The organism is Alcaligenes sp. PF14 (assembly GCF_037150615.1).
GTDB classification, from domain to species: domain Bacteria; phylum Pseudomonadota; class Gammaproteobacteria; order Burkholderiales; family Burkholderiaceae_B; genus Alcaligenes; species Alcaligenes phenolicus.
Genome location: NZ_JBAGRS010000002.1, coordinates 551,083 through 564,201, shown reverse-complemented (window position 1 = coordinate 564,201; position 13,119 = coordinate 551,083). Strand labels below are relative to the sequence as shown.

General features: G+C 54.5%; 10 protein-coding genes and 1 tRNA gene. 9 read left to right on the top strand and 2 right to left on the bottom strand.

What is annotated here, in order from left to right:
* Positions 1-249 precede the first annotated feature (249 nt).
* Entirely contained in the window at positions 250-654 is a 405-nt protein-coding gene (locus WFM49_RS06585) for a RidA family protein (protein WP_336972419.1), read from the top strand.
* A 147-nt stretch (positions 655-801) separates the two neighbouring features.
* On the opposite strand, the gene WFM49_RS06580 is transcribed toward WFM49_RS06585, so the two are convergent.
* Complete coding sequence (locus WFM49_RS06580; protein WP_021446666.1) at positions 802-975, bottom strand: YegP family protein; 174 nt, start codon at positions 973-975, stop codon at positions 802-804.
* A gap of 371 nt (positions 976-1,346) precedes the next feature.
* Here WFM49_RS06580 and trhA point away from each other — a divergent pair, with 371 nt between their 5' ends.
* Entirely contained in the window at positions 1,347-1,967 is a 621-nt protein-coding gene (gene trhA / locus WFM49_RS06575; RefSeq protein WP_009454498.1) for a PAQR family membrane homeostasis protein TrhA, read from the top strand.
* A gap of 536 nt (positions 1,968-2,503) precedes the next feature.
* On the opposite strand, the gene WFM49_RS06570 is transcribed toward trhA, so the two are convergent.
* Positions 2,504-2,580, bottom strand: a tRNA-Val gene (locus tag WFM49_RS06570).
* A gap of 458 nt (positions 2,581-3,038) precedes the next feature.
* Between WFM49_RS06570 and WFM49_RS06565 the strand changes: the two genes are divergently transcribed.
* The 7 genes from WFM49_RS06565 (at position 3,039) to WFM49_RS06535 (ending at position 13,074) form a co-directional block, all read left to right on the top strand.
* Entirely contained in the window at positions 3,039-3,455 is a 417-nt protein-coding gene (locus WFM49_RS06565) for a YkgJ family cysteine cluster protein (RefSeq protein ID WP_035267876.1), read from the top strand.
* Positions 3,456-3,823: 368 nt separating this feature from the next.
* Entirely contained in the window at positions 3,824-5,482 is a 1,659-nt protein-coding gene (locus WFM49_RS06560) for an amidohydrolase (protein ID WP_336972416.1), read from the top strand.
* 82 nt (positions 5,483-5,564) lie between these two features.
* Positions 5,565-6,611, top strand: a complete 1,047-nt coding sequence (locus WFM49_RS06555; protein ID WP_021446668.1) for an NADP(H)-dependent aldo-keto reductase — start codon at positions 5,565-5,567, stop codon at positions 6,609-6,611.
* A 204-nt stretch (positions 6,612-6,815) separates the two neighbouring features.
* The gene (nadA, locus tag WFM49_RS06550) at positions 6,816-7,955 is read left to right on the top strand and encodes a quinolinate synthase NadA (protein WP_336972415.1); all 1,140 of its coding nucleotides are present in this window, start codon (positions 6,816-6,818) and stop codon (positions 7,953-7,955) included.
* Positions 7,955-9,781: an L-aspartate oxidase gene (gene nadB, locus WFM49_RS06545; protein ID WP_336972413.1), complete on the top strand. Its 1,827-nt coding sequence runs from the start codon at positions 7,955-7,957 to the stop codon at positions 9,779-9,781. The genes nadA and nadB overlap by 1 nt, the downstream gene beginning before the upstream one ends.
* A gap of 81 nt (positions 9,782-9,862) precedes the next feature.
* Positions 9,863-10,537, top strand: coding sequence for a response regulator transcription factor (locus WFM49_RS06540; RefSeq protein WP_035267896.1), 675 nt, complete (start codon positions 9,863-9,865; stop codon positions 10,535-10,537).
* Complete coding sequence (locus WFM49_RS06535; RefSeq protein WP_336972410.1) at positions 10,537-13,074, top strand: sensor histidine kinase; 2,538 nt, start codon at positions 10,537-10,539, stop codon at positions 13,072-13,074. Before WFM49_RS06540 ends, WFM49_RS06535 begins: the two co-directional genes overlap by 1 nt.
* The last annotated feature ends 45 nt before the right edge of the window (positions 13,075-13,119 follow it).

The following is a 13,119-nucleotide window of genomic DNA, read 5'->3' as shown; positions in this document are numbered from 1 at the left end:
GTATAGCAGGAAGGGTCGGCCTATCACGGACAAAAAAGCATAAAGCCAGACGATGGACACTTTACATAAAACTTAATTAATTTTGAAGAATTTTTCCTACCTTTTTCCGTTGGAAACCAGGCTCAACACTCCCTTATCAAACCCACAAAAAACCTCCTCAAAGACAAGCCCTTGCTTTCCAGCGTAACGCCCCAAAGTAGGAGTGTGGTGTGTAAATACACCCACTCAACTTTTAATGAATTTATCAAGATGACAAAAAGCGCTATTAATCCCTCCACCGTATTCAATTCCCTGCAATACGGTTTCAGCCAGGGCCTGGTGGTCACTGGCAACCGCCGTGTCATGCTGTCTGGCCAAGTAGGCGTAAATGCTCAGGAGCAAACCGTAGCTGGCGGTATGCGCGAGCAAACAGAAGCCGCCTTGGACAATATTGAACTGGTCCTGGCCGAGGCTGGCGGCAAGATTAATCAGGTAATCATGCTGCGGATTTTTATCCGGGAAGATGCAAGCTCACCACAAGAGCAGGACGAAATAGCCGCTGCGCTGCTGAAACGATTTCCCGTCAATCCACCACCCTCTTCCTGGATCTTGATCAGTGGATTGGCCAAGCCTGAGTGGCTGATCGAGATTGAGGCTGAAGCGATGCTGGATTGATCGCTGCTGTTGAGTCGCCTCCCGTACGGAGTCGACATAAAAAAAGACCTCGGATCTTGACGAGGTCTTTGGGCTCCCTTTTCGCTGGGGAGCTTTTTTATTCATAAGTCTACAAGCTGTGCGTAAAAACTTAAGGAAAGTCTCTGCTTACTCCTCGACAACCGGAGCATCAGCCATCCCTTTTTTCACAGACTCAATACTGTGTTGTGCGCTCTGCTTACTGCTGTAGCCCTCGGAGCTAACGCAAATAATGTTCCCATTCGCGGCCTTGAATCGCCACCGCCATTCACCACTTTTGTCCTTGTAAAGCACAAATTTCATGATGACCCTCTTTAGGTATGAGCGCACGTCGCGCAAACGTATCCTAAAACTGGAGTTGGTCAGCAGGTATTGGGGTTTACGTGGCAGGCCAACAAGTGACTGAATTTCCATCAAACCACACCTCTTTTACTGACAACGCAAGAGATATGACATCAAGTCAGGCAAGAACCCAAGCAAGTAAAAAAGTGCAACTCATCAGGTTTTGTGTAGTGGACACTTCGACCGGCATTCCTCATCCAAAGCGGCGAACGAATGTCCCGCATTGACCTAACAGAGATCAATACGAGAGCTTGATTTATGCGCTAAGCTTTTCCGACCACGTCGACGGTCTTGCAATCGGCGTGCCGAATGTTCGGAGAGAATAAAGCATCATGTATTACGGTGAACGTTTCAATGCCTGGTCACATCTGATCGGTGCAGTTCTGGCTGTAGGCGGCGTATCCTGGCTAATTGTCATGGCGAGCTTTACCGGGGACCCCTGGCGCATCACCAGCACGGCCATTTACGGCGCCACCCTTATCCTGCTGTACCTGATTTCCACCCTGTACCACTGCTTCAAGGGACGGGCCAAAAACGTCTTCCGCAAGCTGGATCACTTTTCCATCTACCTGTTGATTGCTGGCAGCTACACGCCCTTCTGCCTGGTAACGCTGCGAGGCCCTTGGGGATGGAGTCTGTTCGGCGTGGTCTGGGGTTTGGCACTGATTGGCATTCTTCAAGATATCCGACCACGTTCGCCGGCACGCATACTATCGCTGGTGATCTATGCCGTTATGGGATGGATTGTATTGCTGGCACTGGGCCCGCTGGCAGACAACCTGGGCTCGGAAGGTTTTTCCTGGCTGGCGGCTGGGGGAGCAATTTATACCGCCGGGATCGTGTTCTTTGTGTTTGACGAACGCTTCCGACATTGGCACGGCATTTGGCATTTATTTGTACTGGCCGGCAGCGCTGCGCATTTTCTGGCCATCTCCCAGTATGTTGTCATGTAAGACAAAACACCCCGGGCGCGAACACACAAAAAAGCCTCTACCGAGGTTTTTTTGTCGACTGCCATAAGCTCTGTTATATCTGATGAAGTCTTATTACACCTAAAGGTACGGACCTGTGGCGAAGATCTTTTCCTGCTCCTAGAATAAAGCAACGCAACTAGAAGCGAGGCTTGCATGATCACACTAGAGACGGGACTATATCTTCGTGTTCAAGAGCTGAAGGATGGGCCCAAGCCCTCCCCGCTTCAAAGCGGATTCAATATGCAGACTGCTTACCGTGCCCTGGGGATGTTCAACCCGTCAGAGACATCGGATGCCTTCTTTATTTTGGCTAACGACAGGGACGAAATCTGGTTTATCTGTAATCGCCATTTACGGGCCGTTGGGGTCAGCCCTGAGCCTAGAGAGCTTAGACGCGCGCTGGATTCAATATAGGCATTAATAGTGCAGGCTATAGTTGTAGAAAACAAAAAAGCCCCAAAGCATTGATCTTTGGGGCTTTTCTTGGCACAGCTTGGAGCTGTGTGCATGTATTCTGGTAGGCAGTACTGGATTCGAACCAGCGACCTCTACGATGTCAACGTAGCGCTCTAACCAACTGAGCTAACCGCCTGCGGTGAAGAAATGAAATAATAGATCTTCCCTATGGGGCTGTCAACACTATTTTGCGTTTTTCTATAAAAAATATGATCTTTTTTATATGTCTTAGCTGGAAAAATTGCTCCCCAAGACCGAGAAATCTTGTAATCCATTGTTTTATAAGAATTAAACAAAAACTGACGAATTTCCATAAATTTATGTGCTTCCTGGCAAGGCAGAGCCATGAAACATACAGATACACACAATCTGTCTCCAGCCAGCATCAAGCTGGCCCACTGTCGCACGATTTTTCTATTCAAGTTCTTCGGGCAAAAATAAAATAATTGCTTTACGCCTGCAGATCATCAATCTCGTCCGAAACAGATCTGCGGCTGCTACGGGACACCTACGCACATGACTTGCTCTTCTCTCCCGCCCACCCCGACTCCACTACTGGATTTACCCGGCGTTCAGGAAACTACGCTGGAAGCGGTGCTTTATACGCCACCCAATGACGAGATTTTTGATGAAAACCCCTGTTTAAGCTGCGGCGTGTGCTGTTCGCACTTTCGGGTGTCTTTCTATAGTGGTGAGTTAAGTGGCGAGACTGGCGGTACGGTACCGGTCGAGTTGACCACCAAGGTTGGGCCGTTGCGCGCCTGTATGAAAGGAACCGAGCAAGGGGAAGGTCGTTGTATTGCCTTGCGTGGCACCTTGGGCCAGCCTGGGATTCATTGCGCTATTTATCCGGATCGCCCTACTCCCTGTCGTGACTACCAAATCTGGGAACTGGATGGCAGCCCAAATGTGGATTGCCAGCGTTTGCGCAGCAAACACGGTTTGCCTTTACTGCCTAACCGCCCGCTGCCTGCTCCACCCGCCCTGCCGGAGCATGATGAGGCGGCCTGATACCCGTAGCTGAGCCTCTCTCGGAAAGCCTTCACTGCTGATGCGTGAAGGCTTTTTTGTTGGCTACCAATTGACACATAAAGCTTCTTTCACACGTTCAGAGGTATTTTATTGCTTGAATAACTTTGGGCATATTCGTAGATCTCTCATTGTGTTTTTACCTATAGAAACCCCTGCTCCAGAGCTGTAGCCTTGAGGTGTTGGCTATCGCTTTTTTGAACTCTCAAAAACACAAGAAAGCTATATCCAACACCTCAAACATAGTCATAACAATACTGGAGCAAAGAGACATGCCTTTTAGTCGTTCACGTTTAGCAGTTGCCTCATTGGCATGCCTGGCTGGGATCAGTACTATCAGCCCAATAATATTGGCAGCCTCACCTGCGGCCGACCTGCTAGTCGTGAATGGGCGTATTTATACGCAAAACCCGGAACAGGCTTGGGTTGAAGCCATTGCGATACGTGATGGAAAAATTGAAGCCGTGGGCAGTACAGAGCAACTGCAATCCAGACGTGGGGACAAGACTCAGCTGATTGATCTTGGCGGGAAAATGGCTATGCCCGGTATCAATGAAGCACACTCCCATCCTGTATGGGGTGGCTTGAAGCATCTGTTCCAGTGCAACTTCCCTTTCACGGTAACGCCGGATGTATTGGCAAACACCTTGAAAGCCTGCGTGGCGCGTAACGAAACGCTGTGGATTCAGGGAGGCCAATGGGACAGTGATTTCTTCAAGACTCACAAAATTGCTTCGCCGCGCGCATGGCTGGATGCCGTCTCTGGCGACAAGGCTATTGTGTTGACCGACGACACGGGTCACAACGCCTGGGTCAACTCCAAGGCTTTGGGCCTCTTGCAGATTGATGCCAACTTTACGCCTCCTAGCGGCATGACCGTCAAGCACGAGCTTGATAGCCGCGAACCCAACGGGGTTTTAGTCGAGGCCAATAGCTATATCCGTTCTTTTGTACCGGATTGGACGGATGATCAATATCTGAAAGCAGCGCGCTATGCCATCCAGGAGTCCAACCAGTTCGGGATTACGGGTTTAAAGGATGCCGATGCCAGCGAGGCTGTTGTGCGCTCGTATTACAACCTGGCCAAGCAAGAGGGTTTGAATGCCCATATCGCCACCGCCATCCGTATCTCGGGCAAGAACAGCAAGCATGTTTTTGATTTTGCTGAAATTGACCGCATCAGCAAGCAGTATGCCCTCCCTGACCTGAAGACCAACTACGTCAAGATCTATACCGACGGGGTTCCTACCGCGGCACATACAGCCGCCATGCTGGAGCCCTACGCGGATACTCACCAGGATGATCCTCTGTCCTTGGGGGCCTTGGTCGTTCCTGAAAATGAACTGGATCGCGTCGTCTCTCACCTGGATGCAGCCGGTTATGGTTTGAAGATGCATACCGCGGGTGATCGGGCTATTCGCGTGGCGTTGAACGCTATTGAAAAAGCACGCAACGCCAATGGTCCTCAAGGTTTGATGCACGAGCTTGCACACTCGGAGTTTGTAGACGATCAGGACAAACCGCGCTTCAAGGCTCTGAATGTAGCCGCCGACTTTTCTCCCTATATCTGGTACCCCTCCGGTTTGACTGACGCCATCAGCTCGGTAGTGGGTGAGCGCAGCAGGAACATGTTCCAGGCCCGTATGTTGTTGGATCATGACGCCACCATTATTGCCGGCTCGGACTGGCCCTCTGGTGTGAAGGACAACAACCCTTGGCCCGCGATTGAGTCTCTGATGACGCGCGCCAATCCCTTCGGGCAGCGGCAGGGTGAGCAACTGGGCGCTGAACAAGCCTTGAATCTGACCGAAGCACTGCAGATTTTTACGCAAAACGGTGCCAAGGCTTTGGGCCGCGAAACAGAAACGGGGTCTTTGGAAACAGGGAAATCTGCTGATCTGATTGTGCTGGATCGGGACTTATTCAAGATTGAGCCTAGCGAAATCAGCGGCACCAAGGTGTTGATGACTATTTTCCAAGGTCGTCTGGTGTACACAGCTGCACAATAAGCTGCCCGGCAGGCTGGCTAAATACGCTACCATGCACGGTTTGTAGGGCCGCCCGGCCCTGCGCTTTCGGGAGTCGAAGCAAATGAAATACCGCAAGCTGGGCAATACAGACCTGGATGTCAGCCTGATTGGCTTGGGCACCATGACATACGGGGAACAGAACAGCGAGGCCGATGCGCACGCTCAACTGGACCTTGCTTTGGAACTGGGTGTGAATCTGGTGGATACCGCCGAGATGTACCCTGTGCCCCCTATGGCGGCTACGCAAGGTTTGACCGAGCAATATATCGGCACCTGGCTGGCTAAAACCGGCCGCCGCAAGGACATTGTTCTGGCCAGCAAAATTGCTGGCCCCCAACGTGACCCCAAACGCCCTGGTCATATCCGCAATGGCGGTACCAGCCTGGATCGCAAGAATCTGGAACAAGCCCTGCATGACAGCCTGCGTCGACTGCAAACAGACTATCTGGACCTGTATCAACTGCACTGGCCGGATCGCAGCACGGTGACATTTGGGCAGCGCAGCTACCCGTGGAAAGAAGAAGACACTATCCCAATCGAGGAAACCTTGTCGGTACTGGATGACTTTGTGCGTCAAGGCAAGATACGTCACATAGGTGTCTCCAATGAAACGCCTTGGGGTGTTTCGCGATTTCTGGAGCTGTCGCGCTCCCGCTCTCTGCCTTTGATTGCCACGATCCAGAACCCCTACAACCTGCTGAACCGCGTGTTTGAAGAAGGGCTGTCCGAATTCTGCCGTTATGAAGGCCTGGGTCTGCTGGCCTATTCACCTTTGGCGATGGGTGTGTTGACGGGCAAATATGACAACGGAGCTCGTCCCGAGAAAGGACGGCTGACGCTGTACGACCGTTTCACGCGCTACGATGCTCCCCGCGCTCGTGAGGCCGCGTTGGCCTACAACGAACTGGCTCGCGAATACGGTTTGACGCCTACCCAATTGGCCTTGGCCTGGGTAAACCAGCAAGCCTTTACCAGCAGCAACCTGATCGGTGCGACTACGCTGGAACAACTGCGCGAGAACATCGCCAGTGCAGATGTTCAATTAAGTGATGAGTTAATCGCCAAGATCAACGCTATTCATCACCACACCCCGAACCCTGCGCCTTAATTGGCTTTCACCCCGCCTTGGGCACAGGCGTCCAAGGCGGGGCACCCCTCTTTTTTCTTTCCCTACCCTGCTCTTGTGCTTGCAGTGTGCTGTTTTTTTATTTATGCTCAAAAAAAGCATAACAATAGAGACGCGCTTCTTTCGAATCAGAAATTCATATTCCCCATTTTTTTATTCTATTTATGCTCAAAATGAGCATCAAGGATGAACATGATTCAGCATTTCCCCGTGGATGTCTGTCAGCCCGACGCCAAGGACACTTTGAGCCGTCAGATTACCTGGCATGAAGTTCCTTCCAAACTCAATCTGCAAAGCGATAAGGCCGCTTTGAAGCAAGCTCTGGCCAAGCAGTTGAAAGAGCAAGACGCCGTACTGGTGGCCCACTACTACACAGACCCGGATGTTCAGGATCTGGCCTTGGAAACCGGGGGCTGCGTGGGTGACTCTCTAGAAATGGCGCGCTTTGGGCAGGAACATGAAGCCAGCACGGTCTTGGTAGCCGGCGTGGGCTTTATGGCTGAATCCGCCAAAATTCTGAGCCCTGAAAAGCGCGTACTGGCCGTGCATGACGAGGCGACGTGTTCTCTGGATCTAGGTTGTGCCCCCGAAGATTTCAAGCAATTCTGTGCTGCGCATCCGGATCGGGAAGTGGTGGTGTATGCCAATACCAGCGCGGCTGTCAAAGCCCAGGCGGATTGGGTGGTGACGTCCTCCATCGCCCTGGACATCGTGCGGCATTTACATGCCCAAGGGAAAAAAATTCTGTGGGCACCGGATCGTCATTTGGGCTCTTATATCCAAAAACAAACCGGCGCAGACATGCTGCTTTGGCAAGGCTCCTGTCTGGTCCATGACGAATTCAAGGCCGATGGCTTGAAAGCCTTGATGAGCGAGCACCCCGATGCCCAGGTGCTGGTGCATCCCGAATCACCCGCTTCTGTTGTTGCGCTGGCAGATGTGGTTGGTTCGACAACGCAGCTACTGCGCGCTGCCATCAATCGTTCTGCCGACACCTTTATCGTCGCCACCGATCAAGGAATCTTGCATGCCATGCGCCAGCAAGCGCCGAGTAAAACCTTTTTGGCCGCCCCTACCGCGGGCGAAAGTGCTACCTGCAAAAGCTGCGCCTTTTGCCCCTGGATGGCCTTGAACAGTCTGGAAGCACTGCATCAACGATTAAGTCAACCAGGCCCTGGCATTCAAGTAGATCCTGACCTGCGTGAAGGCGCCCGACGTTCTTTGCAACGCATGATGGATTTTGCTGCCGCTCAGCAGAACAATTTGCGCGTTAGTGCTGACCTGGCCGAGCACAGTCAGCAGTTCCAGCATGTAGGAGCTGCTTGATGCAATCAGGCTCGACACAGACGGAGGTGTTAATCATCGGTGCGGGGCTGGCTGGCACCAGTCTGGCTCTATCCTTGCCCTCCACCATGAAAGTGACTCTGCTCAGCAGCGCCCCCGCTCCCTGTGGGGCCAGCCCGATGGCCTTGGGAGGTCTGGCCGCCGTACTCAGTGCCCAGGACAGTCTGGAACAACACATTGAAGACACGCTGGAAGCGGGTGCTCGGCACTCGGATAAAGAAGCGGTGCGCGGGATTTTGCAAGCCGCGCCAGAAGCGGTGCATTGGCTACTGAAAAAGCAGGTTCCTCTGGACAGAACGGAAGATGGCCAATTGCACCTGACTCGCGAGGGTGGGCACAGCCAGCGACGCATCGTACACGCGGCCGATGCCAGTGGTTATGCCATCATGCAGGCTCTCCTGCCCCAATTGACTCAAGCCTCTCATATCCAGCAGCGTACAGACTGCCTGGCATTAGACCTGCGCCACAATGAGCAAGGCGCGGTGGCTGGCGTGGATATCTACGACAAGCACACTCGTCGCTACGAAACTATGTTGGCGGATCATGTCGTGTTGGCAACTGGTGGGCTAGGTAGCCTGTACGCGCACAGCACCAATCCCGACAGCGCCTTGGGAGAAGGCATTGCCCTGGCCTGGCGCGCTGGTGCGGCGATACGCGATCTGGAGTTTGTGCAGTTTCATCCGACCTGCTTGCATGCGGAGGGTCCCACCTTCTTGCTAACCGAAGCCTTGCGTGGTGAGGGTGGACATCTGCTGGACAAGCAAGGTCGCCGCTTCATGCCGGATTACGACGCCAGAGCGGAACTGGCTCCACGCGATATTGTGTCGCGTGCGATTGCCGCACAGATGCGGCAAGAAGGTAGCAGCCATGTCTGGCTGGATGTACGCCATCTTGGTGCGGACACTTTGCAGCAGCATTTCCCGAAAGCATTGGAAGAAGGTTTGCGTCGGGGTTTGGATTTACGTCAGGATTGGGTGCCGGTAGCGCCTGCCGCGCACTACAGCTGCGGGGGGGTTGAAACAGACTTGTCAGGCCGCACGACGGTAGCTGGTTTGTACGCCGTGGGTGAAGCGGCCTGCACAGGTTTGCATGGGGCAAATCGATTGGCCAGCAACTCCTTGCTGGAGTGTGTCGTCATGGGGCGGGCGGCTGCCGAGGCGATTGCTGGAAGCAAGAGAAACCAGCGTTCAGCTTTGATCCCTGAGACAGACATTGCAAATACAAGTTCGATGTCACGCTCATGTTCATACAAGAACTCCAATCCAAACTCCAGTTCCAGTTCCAGTTCCAGTTCCAGTTCCAGTTCCAGTTCCAGTTCCAGTTCCAGTTCCAGTTCCCAGGCTAGTGTCGGCCCGAATTGGGGTTTGAGTTTGAACGCTAGTTCGCGCTCGACCCCAAACCCAAGACATTCCCTTATGACTGCGGCGGCAGCCAATGCAATGGAAAACATAATCAACGACAAAGGACGTCACTATGGCAAAAACAATAGCTATAGCAACGGCAACGGCAACGGCAACGGCAACGGCAACGGCAACGGCAACAGTAAAAACCGCAGCCCATCCACAAACAATCCCCCCTCCCTGCCCGCCTTGCGCAACTTGATGCAAGAGCATGTCGGCCTGTTGCGCAATCGCCAGGGCCTGACCTACGCCCTGCGCACCCTTGGAGATTGGCGCGAACAGATCCGCCAACTCCCCTGCACCCAAGAACAAGCCAGTCTAAGCCTGCAACTGGACACAGCCTGGCTGCTAACCCAGGCTGCCTTGGCTCGTCCACACAGCCTGGGGGCGCATTTCAGGGTCGATTAGGTGCCTGCCCTCCATGGGATAGAATAAAAAATCAAATCAAGAGGCACCTCAACATGCAGGAGCCCATCCGATGGAGGCAATATGCGATTACTCATGGTCGAGGACAATGAGGATTTGGGAGAGGCCATCGCCAGCCGGCTCAGCGCGGGCGGTCATAGCGTGGAGTGGGTCATGAATGGCGAGCAGGCCCTGCGCTATCTTGAAATGGATAATTGGGACGTCCTACTCTTGGACATCATGCTGCCCGATCAGGACGGCTTCAGTATTTTGCGGCATCTACGTCGGCAAACGCCCAGCTTGCCCGTACTGGTAATGACGGCTCGATCAGAAATCGAGGACCGTGTTTCCATGCTGGACCTGGGGGCGGACGATTATCTGGTCAAACCGTTTGATCTGCGCGAGCTGGAAGCACGGCTGCGCGCCCTGATGCGTCGCCCCGCTACCACGCAAGCAGAAATCTGGCAGTTGGGACACGTCAGTATTGATATCGCAGCGCGGCGCATCAATAGCCGGGATCAAACCGTGGAGTTTGGTCAGCGCGAATTCTGCCTGCTGGAATTGCTCCTGAGTCGTGCCGGGCAAGTCGTCACCAAAGAACGGCTGATGATGCAGCTATTCAACTTTGATGAAGACTCCAGTCCCAATGCCGTAGAGCTGCATGTCTCCCGTCTGCGGCGCAAGCTTAGCGATATTGCCATTCGCATCGACACGGTGCGTGGCACCGGCTACATGGCTAGCCTGGGCGATGTCAGCTAATGCGCCGCGCCCTATCCATCCAGCAGCGTGTGCTGGCGCTGGCGGTGTGTCTATTGGCCGCCGCCCTTTTGGCCCTGGGTCTGGCGTCACGCCAATACGCCCAGCGCGCTGCCGATTCCGCTTATGACCGGCTTCTGAAAGCCGCCGCCCTGACCATTGCCAACGCCATTCAAATTGATGAAGGCGAGCTCTCCCTGGAACTGCCCTACTCGGCCATGGCCATGCTGCCCGAACAGGAGCACATTTTTTACAGTGTGCGCTCCACCAGTGGGCTGATTTCCGGCTACCCGGACTTGGGAGAGACCCTCCCACCCGCCAACAGTTCTGAACCCCGTTATGACACGATCAGCTATCACGACACGCCCGTGCGGGTCGCCACGATCGGGCGCTTGCTGACGGGCGAGCACTCGCTAGGCCGGGGCTGGATCACCATACGCGTGGCCGAAACCTTGGGAACCCGGCAGGCGCTGGCCGACGAGCTACTGGGCCGCAGTACCTTGTCGCTAACGGGCCTGATTTTGCTGGCACTGATGATTACCAGTCTGGGAATACGCCGTGCCTTCGCCCCCTTGGCAGAATTGGAGACCGCGCTTAGGGAGCGCTCTCACGACAACCTGCAGCCCATAGATACGCCAGTACCCAAGGAAATTCGCCGCCTGGTCGACACTCTGAATGCCTTCATGCAGCGTCTGCAAACCGCGGTAGGCACCCTGAACAATCTGGTCGCCGATGCGGCCCATCAGATTCGCACGCCTTTGGCGGCCGTGCACCTGCAAACCCAGCTAGCCATGGATCAGCCCGGCTCGGAGGCCGTACGCCCGCGTCTGCAACGGATTCTGAACAACACCACCCATGCTACCCATTTGCTGAACCAATTGCTGATGGATGCCACGGTCAGCCATCGTCTGGATCGCAGCACCATGCGCCCCTTGGACGTGCCCCCACTGATTCAGGAAATCCAAGGGCGTGTAGACCCGGATCGGGCTCACCGGCTGCAAGTCCACATTACTCCTTCGGCGCGGCGTGCCCAGGTCTTGGGCGACCACGTTTCACTGCGAGAAATGCTGCGCAACGTGATCGACAACGCCATGCTCTACAGCGAGGAGCACATTTCGGTACGCATCTATACCCGGCCCAGTGGCTTGGTGGTATTTGATGTTTCTGACCTGGGCCCCGGCATCAGCGACGAGGACAAAACCCGCTTGCTGGAGCGCTTTCAGCGCGGCCCCAGCAGTCAAGGCAGACCAGGCTCGGGCTTGGGGCTGTCGATCGTGCGCACAGTAGTGCAAGCGCATCAGGGAACCCTGCTCTTGCGTGATCACTCGCCGCAAGGGCTGACGGTCCGCATCGAAATCCCGGCGCTGATCCAAGGTCCCAAACCTGCAAACACCCTGCCACAGACGCTGGCGGTTCTGGCCTTGGCATTGACGGGGCTGCTTGCAAACCCCGATACCACTTATGCGCAGGACAAAATCGCACGGCCTGATATGGGTATACGCAGTCATGAGTACCCGGCGCTTGCTCCCAAGCAAAAAACAGACGATCAGCCTTTGCTGGTGATCGCGGGTCCTACCGATACGGAGCTGTTTGAAGTGCTGGTCCACGACTTCCAGCAAATCCAGCCTCAGGTCAGCATTCTCTACCATGAAATGGACTCCACGGCCCTGTATCGGCATACCACTGAAGGCAGCCTGCCTGACACGGATTTGCTGATCAGCTCGGCCTCGGACTTGCAGGTGAAGCTGGCTAACGATGGCTACGCTCGCCCCTACTCGTCCAGCCTGACCAATGCCATGCCCAACTGGGCACGCTGGCGCAATGAGGTGTTCGGCTTCACACTGGAACCGGCTGTCATCGCCTACGCCCCGTCCCGTTTACCGCCCGATTTACCCGCCTCCCGCGAGGCCCTGCTCCGACTGCTGGAGCGCAATAGCGGCAGCTTGATGGGACGCGTCGGCACCTACGACATCCAGATCAGTGGCGTGGGCTATCTGTTTGCGCTCTACGACGAACGCACCTCCTCCACCTTCTGGGGGATGGCCAATGCCCTGGGGCGTGTCGGCACCCGCTTGTATGCCAATACCGGCGCCATTCTGGACGATCTGGACAATGGCACGCTGGATGTGGCCTACAACGTGCTGGGCTCTTATGCCCGAGCCCGTCAAAAAGCCGGTTCGGACATTGCCATCGTCGTTCCCAGCGATTACGTCTCGGTGTTTACCCGCAGCGCCCTGATTCACAAACAGGCTCGTCGACCGGATTTGGCCGCCACTTTTATCGATTATTTGCTCTCGCCCCGTGGACAGCAAACCATTGCGGGTCCGGCTGGATTAGGCCCGCTCAATGCCATTGAAACCGGCAGCTGGTTTACAAAACCCTTTTCAAATCAATCAATTGGAATCGTTCAACCACTTATCCTGAACCCTTCCTTGCTGGTGGGTCTGGACCCCACTCGACGCCAGCGCTTTCTACAAAACTGGCGGCGTCTGGTTACGGACACGCCCACCGGACTAGGGGATGTTCCCTATCAGCAGTGACAGGATGCTGACAGCTAGTGTCAACACAATGGAATGACATTGATC